Source organism: Marinobacterium profundum, from assembly GCF_001528745.1.
Lineage (GTDB): Bacteria > Pseudomonadota > Gammaproteobacteria > Pseudomonadales > Balneatricaceae > Marinobacterium_A > Marinobacterium_A profundum.
Window position 1 is genome coordinate 1 of record NZ_BCNS01000032.1, and the last position, 20,177, is coordinate 20,177.

The 20,177-nt window shown below is 58.5% G+C and carries 15 protein-coding genes; 6 read left to right on the forward strand and 9 right to left on the reverse strand.

The genetic code is table 11. The annotated features are described in order from the left end of the window. The 3 genes from MPRO_RS02120 to MPRO_RS02130 form a co-directional block, all read left to right on the forward strand. Positions 1-466: TOBE domain-containing protein (locus MPRO_RS02120; protein ID WP_158651720.1), on the forward strand; the 466-nt coding region annotated here is incomplete at its 5' end. Positions 467-616: 150 nt separating this feature from the next. Next, positions 617-2,095, forward strand: coding sequence for a mannitol dehydrogenase family protein (locus MPRO_RS02125; protein WP_067286386.1), 1,479 nt, complete (start codon positions 617-619; stop codon positions 2,093-2,095). A gap of 576 nt (positions 2,096-2,671) precedes the next feature. Then, positions 2,672-4,393 carry a purine-cytosine permease family protein gene (locus MPRO_RS02130; RefSeq protein ID WP_216821215.1) on the forward strand — a complete coding sequence of 574 codons (1,722 nt, stop codon included), beginning with the start codon at positions 2,672-2,674 and terminating at the stop codon, positions 4,391-4,393. Between the two features lie 113 nt (positions 4,394-4,506). Here MPRO_RS02130 and MPRO_RS02135 read toward each other — a convergent pair whose 3' ends face one another. The 5 genes from MPRO_RS02135 to tkt form a co-directional block, all read right to left on the reverse strand. Further along, positions 4,507-4,962 carry a hypothetical protein gene (locus tag MPRO_RS02135; RefSeq protein WP_067286388.1) on the reverse strand — a complete coding sequence of 152 codons (456 nt, stop codon included), beginning with the start codon at positions 4,960-4,962 and terminating at the stop codon, positions 4,507-4,509. A gap of 418 nt (positions 4,963-5,380) precedes the next feature. Further along, positions 5,381-6,445 (reverse strand): class II fructose-bisphosphate aldolase, encoded by a 1,065-nt coding sequence (gene fba, locus MPRO_RS02140; RefSeq protein ID WP_067286390.1) that lies wholly within the window; start codon positions 6,443-6,445, stop codon positions 5,381-5,383. A gap of 178 nt (positions 6,446-6,623) precedes the next feature. Further along, a complete protein-coding gene (locus MPRO_RS02145; RefSeq protein WP_067286392.1) occupies positions 6,624-7,784 on the reverse strand; it encodes a phosphoglycerate kinase in 1,161 nt (386 codons plus the stop codon). 45 nt (positions 7,785-7,829) lie between these two features. Next, complete coding sequence (locus MPRO_RS02150; RefSeq protein ID WP_067286394.1) at positions 7,830-8,849, reverse strand: type I glyceraldehyde-3-phosphate dehydrogenase; 1,020 nt, start codon at positions 8,847-8,849, stop codon at positions 7,830-7,832. A 49-nt stretch (positions 8,850-8,898) separates the two neighbouring features. Continuing rightward, a complete protein-coding gene (tkt, locus tag MPRO_RS02155; protein WP_067286396.1) occupies positions 8,899-10,893 on the reverse strand; it encodes a transketolase in 1,995 nt (664 codons plus the stop codon). A gap of 291 nt (positions 10,894-11,184) precedes the next feature. On the opposite strand from tkt, the gene metK reads away from it, so the two are divergent. Together metK and ald are read left to right on the forward strand one after the other, a co-directional pair. Further along, positions 11,185-12,375, forward strand: coding sequence for a methionine adenosyltransferase (metK, locus tag MPRO_RS02165; RefSeq protein WP_067286400.1), 1,191 nt, complete (start codon positions 11,185-11,187; stop codon positions 12,373-12,375). Positions 12,376-12,711: 336 nt separating this feature from the next. Next, positions 12,712-13,830 (forward strand): alanine dehydrogenase, encoded by a 1,119-nt coding sequence (ald, locus tag MPRO_RS02170; protein WP_067286402.1) that lies wholly within the window; start codon positions 12,712-12,714, stop codon positions 13,828-13,830. A gap of 438 nt (positions 13,831-14,268) precedes the next feature. On the opposite strand, the gene MPRO_RS02175 is transcribed toward ald, so the two are convergent. The 4 genes from MPRO_RS02175 to MPRO_RS02190 all read right to left on the reverse strand — a co-directional run bounded on the left by MPRO_RS02175 (position 14,269) and on the right by MPRO_RS02190 (position 19,018). After that, entirely contained in the window at positions 14,269-15,354 is a 1,086-nt protein-coding gene (locus tag MPRO_RS02175) for a BMP family ABC transporter substrate-binding protein (protein ID WP_067286404.1), read from the reverse strand. 79 nt (positions 15,355-15,433) lie between these two features. Then, entirely contained in the window at positions 15,434-16,360 is a 927-nt protein-coding gene (locus tag MPRO_RS02180; protein ID WP_067286406.1) for an ABC transporter permease, read from the reverse strand. 5 nt (positions 16,361-16,365) lie between these two features. Further along, positions 16,366-17,463, reverse strand: a complete 1,098-nt coding sequence (locus MPRO_RS02185; RefSeq protein ID WP_067286408.1) for an ABC transporter permease — start codon at positions 17,461-17,463, stop codon at positions 16,366-16,368. Next, a complete protein-coding gene (locus MPRO_RS02190; protein WP_067286559.1) occupies positions 17,456-19,018 on the reverse strand; it encodes an ABC transporter ATP-binding protein in 1,563 nt (520 codons plus the stop codon). The genes MPRO_RS02185 and MPRO_RS02190 overlap by 8 nt, the downstream gene beginning before the upstream one ends. A gap of 368 nt (positions 19,019-19,386) precedes the next feature. On the opposite strand from MPRO_RS02190, the gene MPRO_RS02195 reads away from it, so the two are divergent. Further along, positions 19,387-20,121: a 16S rRNA (uracil(1498)-N(3))-methyltransferase gene (locus MPRO_RS02195; protein ID WP_067286410.1), complete on the forward strand. Its 735-nt coding sequence runs from the start codon at positions 19,387-19,389 to the stop codon at positions 20,119-20,121. Positions 20,122-20,177: the final 56 nt, after the last annotated feature.

Here is a 20,177-nt window from a genome sequence, read left to right on the forward strand (position 1 = left end):
CGGCTCGCCGCTGGAACTCTATCACCACCCGGTGAACCAGTTCGTGGCAGGCTTTATCGGCACGCCGAAAATGGCCTTCCTCAAAGGCAAAGTCAGCGCGGTCAGCAGCAGCGACGTGACAGTAGCCCTGGAATGCGGCCCGGAATATCAGCTGCCGCACCAGAGCACCAACCTCAAGATCGGTGATGACATCACCATGGGCATCCGCCCCGAGCATATCGAAGTGGTCGCCAGCGATGCCAGCCCGTTCAAGGTCCGCCTGGACGTAACCGAACACCTGGGTGCCGATACCTACTGCTACATCAAGCTGGGCAATGGCGAAATGATGACCGTGCGTGCGCCGGGAGATTTCAGCGCAGACTACGGCCAGAATGCAGCCCTGATCCCGGACCTGACCCAGGCGCACCTGTTCGATGCCGATGGCAAGACCATCCCGCGCCCGCGCACTCCAGCCCAGGCTGCCTGAGTCAGCGATACCCTTACAAGTTTTGGCGTCTGCCACCCGCTGCGCCTGGTTCGCCAGGCCCAGCGGTTTTTTATCGCAACCCCCTGCGCCCCTGCCCGCCCTCCCTGTTATCGCGGCCAGCGACGCTCTGATAAATCCCTGGTGATTCCTGTGAAACTCAACAATGCCACTATCGCTCAGCTGGGCGAACACATAGCGCACCCCACCTATCCACGCCAGGCCCTGGGCCACGGTATAGTGCATATTGGTGTGGGCGGCTTTCACCGTGCCCATGAGGCCGTCTATACAGAGCGATTTCTGCGTCTGACGCAGGATCAGAACTGGGGTATCTGCGGTATAGGCCTGCGCGAGAGCGATCGTGCCATGGCGCAGGTTCTGCGCGAGCAGGATTACCTCTACAGCCTGATGGAGCTGGGTCAGTCCGAGCACCCGCGCGTCGAAGTCATAGGCGCTATCAGCGACTACCTGTTTGCACCGGACAGCCCCGCAGCCGTGCTGGAAAAACTGGCCTCGCCCCAGACCCGTATTGTCTCCCTCACCATTACCGAGGGCGGTTATCTGCTGGATGATCACAGCGGCGAATTCAATTTTGACCACGCTGATATTGTGCATGACCTGGCTAACCCACAGTCACCGCGCAGTGTGTTCGGTTACCTCACCACTGCCCTGGCAACACGCCGTGAACGTGGTCTGCCGGCCTTCACCCTGATGTCCTGCGACAACCTGCCCCACAATGGTGACAAGGCGCGCCACGCGCTGCTGAGCTTTGCCGCACGCCACGACCAGGTACTGGCCGACTGGATTGCCGACAACGCCAGCTTCCCCAACAGCATGGTCGATCGTATTACGCCCATCACCACCAGCGCCCACAAGGATCTGCTGCGTAATTTTGCCGCCATTGACGATGCCTGGCCCGTAGTCTGCGAACCCTTTCTGCAGTGGGTCATGGAAGATGACTTCTGCAACGGCCGCCCGGCCTGGGAAAACGTCGGCGTGCAGTTTACCGCCGATGTAGCACCCTATGAGCAGATGAAAATGCGCCTGCTCAACGCCAGCCACTCTGCCATGAGCTATCTGGGCTATCTGATGGGTTACCGCTACAGCCACGAAGTGATGCAGGACACCCGCCTGAGCGGCTTTATCCGCAGCTTTATGGATCTGGATGTCACCCCAACCCTTGGCACTATCGAAGGCATCAGCCTGGATCAGTACAAGGACACCCTGATCGAGCGCTTCGCCAACCCGCGCATCGGTGACCAGCTGGCCCGTCTGTGCATGGACGGCTCCAGCAAGATCCCCAAATTCATCCTGGGTACTCTGGAAGAACGCCTCGAAGCGGGGGCGCCAGCACACCGCTTTGCTCTGATTCTGGCCGGCTGGGCTCTCTATCTGCACCAGGCCCAAGCGCCCGGCGCTGACTACAAGGTGGAAGATCCACTCGCCGACATGCTGCTGTCAGCCTGCCAGGAACGGGACGGATTGAGCACACGTTTCCTGGGGCTGGAAGATATTTTCGGCACTCAGCTAGGTGCATCTGCTGCGCTGGTTTCTGCTTTTGAGACTGCACTAAAGCAGCTCGAAAAACAGGGAGTTGCCGCAACAATCGACGGACTCGACCAGGTCGCCTGATTCCGGAACTTGCTGCCTCTGAATCAACGTCACTTGCGTTGGTAAAGCCTCGATAGCCGGGCACTGATTCGCACCGACGCGGACCCCTGCCCAGCCACAGAAAACCGTTGTTTTCTGCCCTGCGCCCGCCAGTAACCCTGGTGGGCGCAGTTGTGATCAGTGATCTGCCACCAGCGAAAAAATACCGGCTCGTATTATTAACCCGGCGGGTTAATACATGAAGCAGGGATGCTTCATCATTGGCCGCAGGCCAATGCGAACGTCACCTCTTCGCCCCCAAGAAGGCCAGCAAGTCCATACACTTGCGCCCATTCTTTTAGGCTAAAGAGTTCTGGCGTGACGGACAAATAGGGAGGGAACCTATTTGTCCACCAGGTTAATAGCTCCCTGAACATATCCACTGAGTATCAACACTGGAGATAGTCACAGGGAATAAATGTTTCATCCAAGGAATCACTTTATCCACAGCCCCTGCAGTCAAATAACGACTTGCTGGCAGACTCTGCCTGCAAGCTGTGTTGGCTACGGGCATTCATTTAATCAACTCCGGTTATTAAGAAGACAAGAAGCAACGTCATGGACATGAAAACCGCAATACCGACCAGCCGCGTCGGTAGCATGCATGAAGAGCAATTGCCCGTTCCACCACACAAACTGCACGGCTGGAAACATTTCCTGGGCTTGTATGCCGGCGAGCACGTAGCCGCAACCGAGTTTGTGATAGGTGCAACCTTCGTGGCACTGGGCGCCAAAACCATGGATATCCTGCTGGGATTGCTGATCGGCAATATCCTGGCGCTGCTGAGCTGGACCCTGATTACCGCGCCTATCGCCGTTGAAACGAGGCTCAGCCTCTATACCTACCTGCACAAGATTGCCGGTGGCACCATGACAAGGCTCTATAACTGGGCCAACGTCATTATCTTTACCGTGATTTCGGCCGCGATGATCACGGTGTCATCAACGGCTGTACGGTTCCTGTTCGATATCCCGGCACAGCTAAACTGGTATCCGACCAACGCCTGGTTTGTGATGATAGTGCTGGCCGTCGGCGCCATAGTGGTTCTGGTCGCCATGTATGGCTTCAATGCCCTGTCCAACTTCTCCAGTATTTGTGCACCCTGGCTCTTCGTGATGTTCACCAGCGGCGCCCTGATCATGCTGCCCCCCCTGGCTGAAGCGGTGCTGGGATACACCACACTGCAGGGCTTGCAGGACTTTATTCAGATAGGCAGTCAGTCCATATGGACCGGTGTGAACGCCGAGGGCGAGGCGGGAATCGGTCTGATGGAAGTCATCGGCTTCGCCTGGGCGGCCAATACTATTACCCATTTCGGCCTGATCGATATGGCCCTGTTCCGTTTCGCCAAGCGCAAGACATACGGCCTGTGCACCAGTTCCGGCATGCTGTTCGGCCACTACGTCGCCTGGATTGCAGCGGGCATCATGGGGGCTGGCACCGCGGTGATTCTGAAAACCTCGATAGTGACCCTTGATCCCGGTGATGTAGCCTTTCAGGCTCTGGGCCTGTCAGGGTTTGTTATCGTCATCATTGCCGGCTGGACCACCGCCAACGCCAACCTCTACCGTGCAGGCTTGGCCGCTCAGGCCATCTTTCAGGCCCGGTCACGCCGCCAGACAACACTGGCCGTGGGCCTTGTGACCGTCGTTGTCGCCTGCTTTCCCTTCGTGTTTACCAAGATGCTGCCACTACTGACTTATGCCGGTCTGCTGGTAATCCCTGTGGGCGCCATCGTATTTGCCGAACACTTTGTGTTTCCCCGCGTCGGTCTGACGCGCTACTGGGTCAGCTACCTCAAGCTCACCCATAGCACGCCGGCGGTGGTGTCCTGGGCAGCAGGCCTGGCCTTTGCCTTGGGCCTGAACGCACTGGATGTGATGTCGTTCTACTACCTGTTCATCCCGACCTGGTTCTTTACGATTCTGCTCTACACCCTGCTGGCCAGTCAGTACGGTGCCGCGCAAAAGTATCCGCAGCAGGAAGCGGAACTGCAAGCCTTTGACCGCGAGGTCGAGGCCCACCATATCCAGCAGGCTGCCACCGCCACGGTACAGCCACAGGACACTTCAAGCTTGACCCAGTGGTTGCACCGGGCGTCCTGGGCCAGCCTGCTGGTTACCCTGGTGCTGGCGTGTAATACCCTGTTGCGCAGCCCGGACATGATCGCCTATGAAGCCAACCGCGAGCTGTTCTACAACCTGGGTTTCATTGGCACCCTGATCTATTTCACCTGCGCCTACTGGGCCCTGAAAAGGCGCCAGGCCCTGGCCCATTAAGGCTCAGACCCAATAGCGCGAAAAGGCGACCCTAAGGTCGCCTTTTTATTGCCAGCGGATTCTGTCACTCAGCAACTCAATTCGCCGCCGTCATCACACCAGGAAAAACGCAACTACCGGGAAACTTCAGCGGTGCCGGATTTCCTCTGGTAGGCAAATAACCCAAGGACAATGGCGGCAAAAAACACCAGATGCAGCACAAATTTTACATCTAGATCAAAGTTCAGACCCGGCAATTTGCCTACATCAATACGCTGGAAAGACACCAGCTGCACTATAAGGGCGTTCGCAGGCGGCGCTATCACGGTAGTTACCCAGGAGAACGCCAGAGTAAAGAACGCAACCAATGGCAAGCGCTGGGTTTTCAGAATCAAAATACCGCTCAACACACCGTAAAACACGGACACGGCCGAATGGGCCAGCCATGCAATAACCAGCGCAGGGACCGCACTCCAGCCACCGAGCTGCTGATAGAGCGCGGCATGACGGCTTGTCAGCGTATCCATGCCAAACCAGGGCTGAACGAAAATAAACAAGACACCCACCAAGGCACCAAGCAAAGCCGACATGACCAGAAATTGCACTTGGGTGATATTTGTTTCGCTGCTTGCTCCACAAAGGGTTGTCGTACCTGTGTCAGTCGTCAATGGGGACTCCTTGATATATTAAGAAATGACTGCCGTGTGAACGTTAAGCTCACTCGCCAATATCTGACTTCCAGTCTTTTAAATTGTTTCGTGATTTATAGATATTTTGAGCAATCATTCAACTTTATTATTGACCGCTATCCCGCTGGCGATATTCATGCACCACAATGTGGCAAAAACCATCACCCTGTCCAATATGAAGACCCCGGAGTTCAATCTCATGCTCGGTATTCACGCTCTGCTCTGACACCGCCCCCATGCTGTTCTCAGATTAATCGTGACCAGAAGGCCATAACGCAAAAAGGCGACCCTAAGGTCGCCTTTTTCAGTGCCTAATGACTTAGTTCACCTTGGCATTCAGCTCGCCGCGATCATAGCGGGTCGCCATATCTTCCAGCGAAATAGCACGCAGTTTGCTGGCATTGCCAGCGGTTCCGAAAGCTTCGAAGCGGGCTTCGCAGATATCGCTCATGGCAGTCATGGTCGCCTTGAGGAATTTGCGCGGGTCAAACTCGGACGGGTTCTGCGCCAGGAAGCGACGCACAGCACCGGTGGATGCCAGACGCAGGTCGGTATCTATATTGACCTTGCGAACGCCGTGCTTGATGCCTTCAACGATCTGCTCGACCGGCACACCGTAGGTTTCCGGAATCTCGCCACCGAACTCGTTGATCACCGCCAGCCATTCCTGGGGAACCGACGAAGATCCGTGCATGACCAGGTGTGTGCCTGGAATGCGCTGATGGATTGCCTTGATGCGGTTGATGTCCAGGATGTCGCCGGTAGGCGGACGGCTGAACTTGTAAGCGCCGTGGGAGGTGCCGCAGGCAATTGCCAGGGCATCAACGTTGGTTTTGCTGACAAAATCAGCCGCCTCATCCGGATCGGTCAGCATCTGATCGTGGGTCAGAATACCTTCGGCACCGATACCGTCTTCTTCGCCGGCCTGGCCGGTTTCCAGCGAGCCCAGGCAGCCAAGTTCACCTTCCACGGAAACGCCACAGGCGTGGGCCATTTCAACGGTACGGCGAGTTACTTCGACGTTGTACTCGTAGCTGGTCGGCGTTTTGCCGTCTTCGCCAAGAGAGCCGTCCATCATCACGGACGAGAAGCCCATGGCAATGGAGCGCTGGCAGATGGCCGGCGAAGTGCCATGGTCCTGGTGCATGCACACCGGAATATGGGGGAACTCCTCGATCGCGGCCAGAATCATGTGGCGCAGGAAATTGGAGCCGGCATATTTGCGGGCACCGGCAGAGGCCTGCACAATCACCGGAGAGTCGGTCTTGGCAGCCGCTTCCATGATGGCGCGCATCTGTTCCAGGTTGTTAACGTTAAAAGCTGGAATGCCATAGCCGACTTCGGCGGCATGATCCAGCAGCTGACGCATGGAGATGAGAGCCATTAGGTCACCCTTAAATTCAGTTCATGGGGTTGGCGCCGGTGGCGGCAACCCGGATTCAATTCAATACCCGACTTGTGCCGGGTCTGTGGCTGACACATCAGTGCGTCAGCCCGCTCAGTTAACTCCGGCAGCCTGTCGGGCTTACCACTGATCTACTGCGAAAAAGCCCGACAGACTGCTAACTGCGCGATTCCAGCATCGCCACGGCCGGCAATACCTTGCCTTCGACAAATTCGAGGAAAGCACCGCCACCGGTAGAGATGTAGGACACCTGATCGGCGATACCGTACTTGTCGACCGCCGCCAGGGTGTCACCACCACCGGCAATGGAAAAGGCCGGGCTTTGCGCAATCGCCAGAGACAGGGTTTTGGTACCCTCGCCAAACTGGTCGAACTCGAACACGCCAACCGGACCGTTCCAGATGATGGTACCGGCGCTCTTGAGCAATTCGGCCAGTGCCGCGGCAGACTGCGGACCTATATCCAGAATCATGTCATCGGCGGCCACATCGTCCACCAGCTTGACCGTCGCGGTTGCGGTTTCGGCGAACTCGGTCGCCACCACCACATCCACCGGCAGCGGAATGGAAACTCGCTCCATCAGCGCCTTGGCGATAGGAAGCAGGTCATGCTCGCACAGTGACTTGCCCACCGGCTTGCCGGCAGCGGCCAGGAAGGTATTGGCGATACCACCACCCACGATCAGCTGATCCACCTTGTCGGACAGCGAATTCAGTACTTCCAGCTTGGTCGAAACCTTGGAGCCCCCAACGATGGCCACCAGTGGACGTGCAGGGTTCAGCAGCGCCTTGCCCAGCGCATCCAGCTCACCGGCCAGCAGCGGGCCGGCGCAGGCCTGGGTGGCAAAGCGGGCAACACCGTGGGTTGAAGCCTGGGCGCGGTGTGCGGTGCCAAAGGCATCCATCACATAGACATCACAGAGCGCAGCCATCTTGCGCGACAGGGCTTCATCGTCTTTTTTCTCACCGACATTGAAGCGCACGTTCTCAAGCAGCACCAACTCGCCTTCGCCCACACTGAAGCCACCCTCGGTCCAATCCCTGATCAGCGGAACCTCGCGACCCAGCAACTTGCCCAGGTGAGCCGCAACCGGCGCCAGGGAGTACTGCTCGTCATATTCGCCTTCGGTCGGACGGCCCAGGTGAGACATCACCATGACTTTGGCACCGGCCTTGAGCGCAAGCTCCAGGCTCGGCAGCGCCGCACGGATGCGGGCATCCGAAGTGACCTGGCCGTCCTTGACCGGCACATTAAGATCTTCCCTGATCAGGACCCGCTTACCGGCCAGATCAAGCTCTGTCATTTTCAGTACGCTCATTGAGTGTCCTACCTATGCTTGTGAAATTTAAAAGCAGTAAACCCGTTAGTCCCGTCGATTAAGCCAGTAGCGCGCGACATCCATCATACGATTGGCAAAGCCCCATTCGTTGTCGAACCAGCACAGCATCTTCAGCATGGTGCCGCCGCTGACCCGGGTCTGGGTGGCGTCAAACACGCCGGAGCGTGGATCACGGTTAAAGTCCACAGATGCATGGGCTTCGTTGGTATAACCCAACAATCCCTGCAGAGCGCCATTGGCGCTGGCTCGCATCAGGGCATTAACCTCCTCAACCGAAGTTTCACGCCGCACATTGACCGTCAGATCCATGGCCGAGACATTGATGGTCGGCACCCGCAGATGCAGACATTCAAAGCGCCCTTCCAGATGCGGCAACAAACGATCAATACCGCGCCCAAGGCCTGTATCTACCGGGATAATCGACTGCAGCGCGCTGCGCGTCAGGCGCAGATCCGTCTGGTGATAACTGTCGATCACTGGCTGGTCGTTCATGGCCGAGTGAATGGTCGTGGTAACGCCATTCACAATGCCAAACTCGCGATCCAGCAGATCCAGCACCGGCACCACACAGTTAGTGGTGCAGGAGGCCGCCGACACTATCGTATGGGACGCCCGCAGCAACTGCTGATTCAGTCCGTAAACGATGGTGGCATCCACCTCGGCCGTCGCCGGCTGTGAAAACAGCAGCCGGCCCGCACCCTTCGCCAGATGCAGCTCGGCACTGTGGCGATCCTTGAAGGCACCGGAGCACTCCAGCACCAGGTCCACCTTGAGCTCACGCCAGGGCAGATTGCGCGGGTCGGGCTCGTTAAGTACCCGAATCCGGTCGCCATCAATCAGCAAATCCTTGCCATCATGGGACACCGGCAACGGAAAACGCCCATGGGTGGTGTCGTAGCGCGTCAGGTAACTGACCGTCTCGATATCCGCCAGCTCGTTCAGTGCCACCACCTCGAAGTCACGGCGAAAGCCGCACTCATAGATAGCGCGCAGCACACACTGCCCGATTCGGCCGTAACCGTTGATTGCAACGCGATATTTCATCGACATCCGACGCCAAAGGCAAGGCCGGCAAAAGCCGGCCCTGAAACCATTAAAGGATCGATTTTACAGTGTCGACGACATTTTCGACGGTAAAGCCAAAGTACTTGAACAGCTCACCGGCCGGGGCCGATTCGCCGAAGCTGCGCATGCCGACGATAGCGCCGTTCAGGCCCACGTACTTGTACCAGTAATCGGCCTGGGCCGCTTCTACCGCCACACGGGCGCTGACCTGAGCCGGCAGAACCGACTCGCGATAGGCGGCGTCCTGGGCTTCAAAACGATCGGTGGATGGCATGGACACCACCCGTACCTGCTTGCCTTCCTTGCTCAGGACTTCAGCGGCATCCATCGCCAGACCGATTTCGGAACCGGTGGCAATCAGTATAGCTTCCGGCTGACCGACGCAGTCGCGCAGGATATAGCCACCCTTGGCAACGTTTGCCAGCTGCTCGGCGCTGCGGGCCTGATGCGGCAGGTTCTGACGCGAGAAAATCAGTGCACTCGGGCCATCGGTACGCTCCAGCGCACACTTCCAGGCGACGGCGGATTCAACTGCATCGCAGGGCCGCCACAGGCTCATGTTGGGGGTATGACGCAGGTTGGAGATCTGCTCCACCGGCTGGTGCGTCGGGCCGTCTTCGCCCAGACCTATGGAGTCGTGGGTGTAAACGTGGATCACACGCTGCTTCATCAGAGCCGCCATGCGCAGGGCATTGCGAGCATATTCCATGAACACCAGGAAAGTGGCGCCGTAGGGAACAAAGCCACCGTGCAGGGCCAGGCCATTCATGATGGCCGACATGCCGAACTCGCGCACGCCGTAGAACAGGTAGTTGCCGCTGGCATCTTCACGCCCAATACCCTTGGCGCCGGACCAAAGCGTCAGATTGGAGCCGGCCAGATCCGCCGAGCCGCCGAGCAGTTCAGGCAGCATGGGGCCAAATGCGTTCAGAGCATTCTGGGACGCCTTGCGCGAGGCAATAGTGTCGCCCTTGTCGGCCACGGCCTGAATCCAGGCATCAGCCTGGGCGGAGAAATCCGCCGGCAGATCGCCACTGATGCGACGCAGCAGCTGATCAGCCAGTTCCGGGAACTCGGCACGATAGCTGGCAAAGCGCGCATTCCACTCGTTTTCATCTTGGCTGCCGGACGCGCGGGCATCCCAGTCGTCATAGATATCCTGCGGTACTTCGAAGGGGCCATGGGTCCAGCCCAGACGTGCACGGGTCAGAGCAATTTCGTCGTCGCCCAGTGGTGCGCCGTGGCAGTCTTCCTTGCCTTCCTTGTTGGGGGAGCCAAAACCGATGATGGTCTTGCAGCAGATCAGCGTCGGCTGAGTGCTGTTCTCCTGAGCCTGCTCGATGGCGGCACGGATCTGATCAGCATCGTGGCCATCAACGCCGGCGATAACCTGCCAGCCATAGGCTTCGAAACGCTTGGGCGTGTCGTCGGTAAACCAGCCTTCCACTTCGCCATCAATGGAGATGCCGTTGTCATCCCAGAACGCGATCAGCTTGCCCAGACCCAGAGTACCGGCCAGAGCGCAGGATTCGTGGGAGATACCTTCCATCATGCAGCCATCGCCCATGAAGGTGTAGGTGTAGTGATCGATGATGTCGTGGCCGTCGCGGTTGAACTGCGCCGCCAGCGTCTTCTCGGCAATGGCAAAGCCCACGGCATTGGAAACGCCCTGACCCAGCGGGCCTGTGGTGGTTTCAACACCCGGGCAGTAACCGTATTCAGGGTGACCGGCGGTCTTGGAGTGCAGCTGACGGAAGTTTTTAATGTCGTCGATGCTGACGTCGTAGCCGCTCAGGTGCAGCAGCGAGTAAACCAGCATGGAGCCGTGACCGTTAGACAGCACAAAGCGGTCGCGATCGAACCACTGCGGGTTGGTGGGGCTATGTTTCAGGAAGTCGTTCCAAAGCACTTCGGCGATATCCGCCATACCCATGGGCGCTCCGGGGTGGCCGGACTTCGCTTTCTGGACGGCATCCATACTCAGCGCACGAATGGCGTTGGCAAGTTCTCTGCGAGAGGACATTAAAACAACTCCTGGGTTTTTGACCCGAACAAGTAAGAGTGTGGAGGACTGAAAATTTGAAAGGCGTAATTTTCGCTTAGTTGCCCTCCGGCATCAAATGGGAATCGATCTTTTTTGTACCTGAATGAGGTAATTTCATCTGAATTAGGGAAATTTTCATTAAAAACGCCGGCATTCGTCATGCATTTTGCATCCATCGCCGGTAAAATGCGCGCAATTATGAAATCGCCTGGCCGGTCTGGCACGGGTACCTTGTTAGATAGACCCCTGAAAAGAGGATGCATAACGCAGATGAGCGAATACGGCTTGTTCACTTCCGAATCCGTGTCTGAAGGCCATCCAGACAAGATTGCGGACCAGATTTCCGACGCAGTACTTGATGCCATCATTGCAGAAGACAAGTACGCCCGCGTGGCCTGCGAAACCATGGTCAAGACGGGTGTTGCCATCGTTTCCGGCGAGATCAGCACCAATGCCTGGATCGATCTGGAGAAACTCGTCCGTGACGTAATCTGCAAGATCGGCTACACCTCCTCCGATGTCGGCTACGATGGCGAAACCTGTGGTGTGATCAACATCATCGGCAAGCAGTCCATCGATATCGCCCAGGGCGTTGACCGCTCACGCCCCGAAGATCAGGGTGCCGGCGACCAGGGCCTGATGTTCGGCTATGCCTCCAATGACACCGATGTACTGATGCCGGCTCCGATCACCTACGCCCACCGTCTGGTTGAACGCCAGGCCGAAGCGCGCCGTTCGGGCCTGCTGCCCTGGCTGCGTCCGGATGCCAAGTCCCAGGTCACATTCCGTTACGAAAACGGCAAGCCCTGCGGTATAGACGCTGTTGTACTCTCGACCCAGCACAACCCGGAAGTTCACCAGAACGACCTGCGTGAAGCGGTGATGGAACTGATCATCAAGCACGTGCTGCCCGCCGAATGGATTAGCAAGGACACCAAGTTCCACATTAACCCAACCGGCAAGTTCGTTATCGGCGGCCCGGTAGGCGATTGTGGCCTGACCGGACGCAAGATCATCGTTGACACCTACGGCGGCATGGCCCGTCACGGTGGCGGCGCCTTCTCTGGCAAGGATCCGTCCAAGGTTGACCGCTCCGCCGCCTATGCCAGCCGCTACGTCGCCAAGAACATTGTGGCTGCGGGCCTGGCCGATCGCTGCGAGATTCAGGTGTCCTACGCCATAGGCGTGGCAGAGCCAACGTCTGTTGCCATCAATACCTTCGGCACCGGCAAGATCTCCGATGACAAGATCATCAAGCTGATAAACGCACACTTCGACCTGCGTCCGTTTGCCATCACCCGCATGCTCGACCTGCTGCACCCTATGTACCTGGCCACTGCGGCCTACGGTCACTTCGGTCGCGACCCCTACGAGATGACAGTGGGCAACGATACCTTCACCGCTTTCACCTGGGAACGTACAGACAAGGCCGAAGCGCTGCGCGCCGACGCCGGTATCTGATTAAGCCACCGGGCTTGGTCAAACAGGCTGCCTTCGGGCAGCCTGTTTCGTATGAACACAACGCTTCCCGCTAACAACGCCCACCCCTCGCCGCAAGTGCAGCATGCTTGCAGCCCCCCCCCTTCCGAGCCCAGGACAGCCGCGGGCAGGCGCCGTACCCAGGCACTGTTTCGCAGCCGGATTGCCCCTCGCCGCTACCGCAGCGCAAAAACGTATATTCCTGATAATTCATGATTTATCAGGATAAATTTTCGTGATTCATAAAATATCAAACACATTTCTCGACCCTTCTGCCCTAGCATGGAATAAACCCCCATCGGACGCAGGAGAATAAAAATGATTATTGGCGTACCCAAGGAAATCAAGAACCACGAATACCGCATCGGCATGACCCCCGCCGGCGTGCGCGAACTGGTCGGCCAGGGACATGCTGTACTGATACAGCAGGACGGCGGCACCGCCATAGGCCTGACCGACGAGCAGTACAGCGCGGCAGGGGCTGAGATTGTTGCCAGCGCACCCGAGATATTCGAGCGCGCCGGCATGATCATCAAGGTCAAGGAACCTCAGCCCGAGGAGTGTCGCATGCTGCGCGACGGCCAGATCCTCTTCACTTACCTGCACCTGGCCCCCGACCCACAACAGACCGAGCTACTGGTCGAATCCAGAGCCATTGCCATCGCCTACGAGACCGTCACCGATGACCGCGGTGGCCTGCCGCTACTGGCTCCCATGAGCGAAGTCGCAGGCCGAATGTCGATCCAGGCCGGCGCCCACGCGCTGGAAAAAGCCCAGGGTGGCAACGGCACCCTGCTCGGCGGTGTGCCTGGCGTTGCCCCGGCCAAGGTGGTAGTGATTGGTGGCGGTGTCGTCGGCACCCATGCCGCTCGTATGGCTATCGGACAGGGCGCTGAAGTCACGGTACTCGACCGTTCATTGGCCCGCCTCAAGGAACTGGACAACCTTTATGGTCCGGCGATGAAAACGCTTTACTCCACCGCCGACGCGCTGGAGTCCTGCGTGTCCGAGGCGGATCTGGTGATCGGTGCCGTACTGATTCCGGGTGCGGCTGCGCCCAAGCTCGTCACCCGCGAGATGCTCAAACTGATGCGCCCCGGTGCCGTGATGGTGGATGTCGCCATCGATCAGGGCGGCTGCTTCGAAACCTCGAAAGCCACCACCCACCAGGCGCCAACCTACGAGGTCGATGGCATAGTGCACTACTGCGTCGCCAATATGCCAGGCGGTGTGGCCCGCACCTCCACCTTCGCCCTCACCAATGCCACCCTGCCCTACGTTATTGCGCTGGCCAGCAAGGGCTACCAGCAGGCACTGCAGGACGACTCGCATCTGCGTAACGGCCTCAACGTACATCGCGGCCGCATTACCTGCGAGGCTGTCGCACAAGCCCTGGGCTACGACCACTTGAGCGCTAGCGAAGCACTCTCAGCCTGACCTCCGCTCACTCCACAACGCAAAAGGCTGCCATCAGGCAGCCTTTTTTATGTTCAGGACGAACGGTATGCCGCGTGCGCAGGGATGCGCATGAGCGGCAATGTTCAGGATGAACGGCAGACGATTACTCCTGCATAGCCTGCATTCCCACCATCCCTGGTGGTCGTATGCCGCGTGCGCAGGGCATTTTTTTGCTCCTGCAAAAACTGCATTCCCGCCATCCCTGGCGGTCATGTGCATGAGCGGCAATGTTCAGGATGAACGGCAGACGATTACTCCTGCATAGCCTGCATTCCCACCATCCCTGGTGGTCGTATGCCGCGGGCGCAGGGCAGTTTTTTGCTCCTGCAAAAACTGCATTCCCACCATCCCTGGTGGTTCCCTGAAAACCGCGTCCTGCGTTTTCAGGATTTCCACCATCCCTGGTGGTTATTTCGGTTACTTGGGTAATTCGCCTTCAACGCCCTGGACGTAATAGCCCATGGACAGCATTTCCTTGTCGGCCAGTACTTCACCCTCTGCCACCACTATCTCCCCTGCCTGATTCGTCAGAGGACCGGCGAAAGGATGGAGCTTGCCATCGACAATCTGCTGCTTGAGATCCATCACCAGCTGCTGTACATCGGCCGGTACCGCATCGTTCATGGGGGCGATATCCACATAGCCTGCCGCCAGACCCAGCCAGACATCCTCTGCCTTCCAGCTGCCATCGATGACAGCACGGGCTTTGGCTTCGTACAGTGGTCCCCAATTGAACACAGCCGCACTCAGGTGTGCATTCTTGCCGTAGAGCGACATGTCGGAGTTGTAACCGAAAGCGTAGACACCCTTGGCTTCAGCCGCCTGGATCGGGCCCGCTGAATCCGTGTGCTGACTGATAACGTCGGCGCCCTGCAGAATCAGACTTTCCGCCGCTTCCAGCTCTTTCGCCGGATCGTACCAGGAGCTAACCCAGACCACCTTCACAGTGGCATCGGGGTTCACACTGCGCAGCCCCTGGGTGAAGGCATTAATGCCGCGGACCACTTCAGGAATCGGGAATGAGCCGACATAGCCCACCACATTACTTTTGGTCATCTTGCCGGCAATCACCCCAGTGAGGTAACGCGACTCATAAATGCGGCCCATATAGGTACCGACATTGGCAGAACGTTTGTAGCCAGTTGCATGCTCAAAGGCCACCTTGGGAAACTGCTTGGCCACTTTCAGGGTCGGGTTCATGTAGCCAAAGGAGGTGGTGAAAATCAGCTCATTGCCGCTTTTCGCCAGCTGACGAATCACGCGTTCGGAATCCGCACCTTCAGCGACGTTCTCGACGTAGGTTGAGGTGACCTGATCGCCCAGCTGTTCCTCCATGTATTTGCGGCCCTTGTCATGGGCATAGGTGTAGCCCGCGTCACCGGTGGGGCCTATATAGACGAAACCCACCTTCAGCGGTTCCTGCGCCAGCGCAGCAGCTGATACTGCCGTTGCCAGCAATACCGTCGACGCGGCACGAACCAAAGCTCCCAATTGCATTGCCATAAATTCCACTCTCCTGCTGTTATTAACCGCTTTTGTTGAACGCTTGCATCAACTCGACCCAAATTGCCTGCTTGGCGCTCTACTGAGTTCGATGAAAAGGCTTGCCCAGGGACATGGGCGCATACAGTCGAACCCTGGCCTTGTCGCTCGACAGCAGCACCAGTACCAGGATGGTCACGACATAGGGCAGCATGGCCAGCAGGTTGGACGAAATACTCACGCCCATGCCCTGCACTATAAGATGCAGAATACTCGCCAGGCCAAACAGGTAGGCACCGAACATCACCCGCTCGGCACGCCAGCTGGCAAAGACCACCAGCGCCAGCGCTATCCAGCCACGCCCCGCCGTCATGCCCTCGGCCCAGAGCGGAGTATAGGCCAGCGACAGATAGCCACCCGCCAATCCCGCCATGGCACCACCAAACAGCACCGCCAGATAGCGCACCCGCATCACCGGCAGCCCTACCGCCGTGGCCGACTCCGGCGTTTCGCCGATAGCCTTTAGCATAAGGCCGGCCCGGGTACTGCGCAGAAACCAGATCACGCCGGCAAAGAGCCCGAAGGACAAATACACCAGCACATCATGATTGAACAGCAAGGGCCCGAGCAGTGGAATCTCGCTCAGCAGCGGAATGGGCAGCGCCTTGAAGCCCAGCACTGTCTGGCCGACAAAACTCTCACCTATAAAGGCACTGAGGCCCGCTCCCAGAATGGTCAGCGCCAGCCCGGTTGCCACCTGGGTCGCACTCAGCCCCAGTGCCACCAGGCCAAACAGCAAGGCCATCAGGCAGCCCGCCAGCATCGCTGCCAGCACACCCAGAAACAGGCTGCCGGTGGTTGCGGCAACAATAAAGCCACAGACCGCGCCCACCAGCATCATGCCTTCCTGTCCCAGGTTCAGCACACCGGAACGCTCGCAGACCAGTTCGCCCAGCGCGACTATCAGCAGCGGCGTACCGGTGCGGATCATGGCGTAGAGTACATTGATAATAAAATCGATATCCATGGCGGTCAGGCTCCTTCGGACACAGGGGCGGCAACGCTGGCAGTTGCACGACCACCCAGACGAATGCGGTAGTGAATCAGGAAGTCGCATGCCAGCAGATACAGCAGCAACATGCCCTGGAAGAGCCCCGTCAGCGCCTGGGGCAGACCCAGCTCGATCTGCACCATCTCGCCACCCATATAGACCAGCGCCATCAGCAGGCTGGCCAGCAGGATACCCACCGGGTGCAGCCGCCCCAGAAAGGCCACGATAATGGCCGCATAGCCGTAGCCCGGCGATACCTGCGGCACCAGCTGACCTATGGGGCCTGTGACTTCAAGCACACCGGCAAGCCCGGCCAGACCACCGCACAGCATCAGTACGAAGATCACCAGACGCTTTTCGTTATAGCCAGCATAATGGGCCGCCCTCGAATCCAGACCCAGCACTCGGATCTGAAAGCCAATAAAGGTACGACTCAGCAACACCCAGACCACCGCCACCGCCAGCAGCGCGAAGAGCACGCCTATATGCACCCGGGTACCGTCCAGCAGGGTGGGCAGCAGGGTCGACTCCGAAAAGAGCGCGGATTCCGGGAAGTTGTAGCCATCGGGATCTTTCAGCGGACCATGCACACCGTACAAGAGAACATTGAGTGCGATGTAGTTGAGCATGATGGTGGTAAGAATCTCGTTGGTATTGAAGTGGGTACGCAACAGCGCCGGGATCAGCCCCCAGAACATGCCCCCCAGTGCACCCGCCAGCAGCACCAGCGGCAGCACCCAGGCACCCTCAACCTGCAACAGCTGCAGCGCCGCCCAGCTGCCGATCAGGGCACCGAACAGCAACTGCCCCTCGGCACCTATATTCCACACCTTGGCGCGATAGCAGACCGCCAGGCCCATGGCACAGAGCAGAATAGGTGCCGCCTTGACCCCCAGCTCAGACAGACCGTACAGATCACTGAGTGGCATCACAAAGAAGGTGTAAAGCCCCTCGAGCGGACTTTGCCCCAGCAACAGAAACAGCAAAGCCCCCGAGACCAGTGTCAGCACTGCGGCCAGTACCGGCGACAGATACCCCATCAGGCGGGATTCGACCGGCCGCTTTTCCACTTTAAACATGGGATTCTCCCTGCGTTGGCCCAGCATCCTGCACCACATCAAAATCACCGGTCATCCAGCGTCCCACTTCACCGATATTGGTGTCACTCACCGCCTTCAGCGGCGACAGCTCGCCATGACAGATGGCGCAGATACGGTCGGATATTTCGAAAAGTTCGTCGATATCCTCCGAAACAATAAGAATGGCGGTGCCGGCATCGCGCAGTTCGATCAACGCCTTGTGAATCGCCACGGCCGCGCCTATATCCACACCCCAGGTCGGGTGGGCGGCCAGCAGCAGGGAGGGTTTCTGACGGATCTCGCGGCCGATGATGAATTTCTGCAGATTGCCGCCCGACAAGCTTTTGGCACTGGCGTCTATGCCGCTACACTTGACCTTGAAATCATCAACAATACTCTGGGCAAAGTCCCGCGTCCGGCCCCAGTTCACCAGACCTTTCTTCACAAGACCTGCACCAAAGGCCGTGAGCAGACCATTTTCTGCCAGGCTCATGTCCGGTACCGCACCGCGCCCCAGGCGTTCTTCCGGCACAAATGCCAGCCCCTGAATACGCCGCTGCAAGGGTGGCAACAGCGCAATGCGTCCCGCCGGCACGCAAATCTGACCCGCATTCTCGCCCAGACGTTCGCCACTGAGTGCGGCCAGCAACTCATCCTGACCATTACCCGCCACACCGGCAATGCCAACAATTTCGCCCTTTCGTACCCGCAGGTTGATGTTTTTCAGCCGGGTTCCGAATGGGTCCAGACTCTTGAGCGACAGATCCCGCACCACCAGAAAGTCATCGCCGCCTTCACGCTTTTCATAGGTCGTACTGAGGGGCGTGTCTTCCCCCACCATCATGCGGGCGATGCTATGGGCGCTTTCCTCCACCGGCTTGCATTCACCGGTGACTCGACCGCCGCGCAGTATAGTAGCGTTGTGACACAGGGCTCGTACTTCATTCAGCTTGTGGCTGATAAACAGAATGCTGCAGCCCTCTGCGGCGAGCTGATTCAGCGTCTTAAACAGGCCTTCCACTTCCTGCGGCGTCAGTACCGAAGTGGGCTCATCCAGAATCAGCAGTTTGATGTCCTGGATCAGACAGCGCACGATTTCGACCCGCTGGCGCGCGCCTATGGACAGCGAATGCACCAGCCGGTCGGGCTCCAGCGCCATGCCGTAACGCTCGGATACTTCCCGAATGCGTCGACCCAGCGCTTTCAGGTCTCGAGCCTCCTGGGCCGGCAGACTCAGAGCAATATTTTCCGTCACCGTCAGGGTTTCAAACAGGGCAAAGTGCTGGAACACCATGCCGATACCAAGCGCTCTCGCCTGGGCGGGCTCAGCAATATCAACCGCCCCCCCCTGCCAGTAAATCTCACCTTCATCGGGTTTCATCACGCCGTAAATCATTTTCATCAGCGTGCTTTTACCGGCACCGTTCTCACCCAGCATGGCGTGAATCTCACCCGGATACAGATTCAGGCACACGCGATCATTGGCCAGAACACCGGGGAAGCGCTTGCTGATATTGCGCAAGGACAGCCTGGGCTGCGGTTGTGCTGTCGTCATAAAGTCTTCCATCATGGAGTTACCAGGTGGTGCGCACTGAGAATAGTTCATGCGCAGCCCCCGCGCCGCGCCCTGACGCTGCGGTGTCACTCTGGCACAGCAACCACCGTGCCACCTTCTGCGCGCACCGCCCATTAGTCGACGATACCGCGCTTTAATCGATGGCAAAGCCTGTTACTTTCTGACTTTTTAGTCAACTTCAAACTTTCCAGCACTCCCCCGCCCACCCGCACGAGGCTCCCAGTTCTGCATCACAAACGCACCCAAACGGTGCCCACTGCTCGCTAGCGGGCAGCGCCGAATCGGGCAGCACCATTCACAGCTTGTGGCATAATGCCCGCTTTCGAATCTCCACGGAGCCCTGCCGGATGCGTATTCCGCGTTGCCACGAACCCCAGCCCATGAACCCCGGCGATACCCTGCTGCTGAGCGACAACAACGTGCAACACCTGGCCCGTACGCTGCGCATGCGAGTGGGGGATCAGGTCATGTTATTTAATGGCGATGGCAGCGAGTGCCTTGCCACCCTGACCGAAGTCGACAAGCGCAGCCTGCAGGTACGCATCGACAGCCAGGAAAGACCCCAACGCGACAGCGCGCTGCAGATACATATAGGCCAGACCCTGTCCCGTGGTGAGCGCATGGATTATGCCGTACAGAAAGCCACGGAGCTGGGTATGGCACGCATGACGCCACTGTTTTCGGAGCGCTGCGAGGTCAAGCTCAAGAGCGAACGCCAGGACAAGCGCCTGCGCCACTGGCAGCAAGTAGCCATCAGCGCCTGCGAACAGAGCCTGCGCTGCACAGTGCCGCAACTGGATGCCCCCGAACCGCTGGAACACTGGGTCAGCCGCGTCCAGGCTGATCTTAAGCTGGTGCTGCATCACCACAGCGCCAGCCCCCTGGGCGGCCTGCCCCGCCCGTCGTCCATAGCCCTGCTCATAGGTCCGGAGGGCGGCCTGACCGAAGCCGAGGTGCAGCTCGCCATAGCCGCAGGCTTTAAGCCCGTGGCGCTGGGGCCTCGGGTACTGCGCACCGAAACCGCACCCGTGGTAGCCCAGGCCATACTGCAAAGTTACTGGGGTGATTTAAGCGCCAGCTGAATCGTCGGCGGTGCTGGCTGCCACCGCCATCCATCGGTACACTTGCCCTATCAACA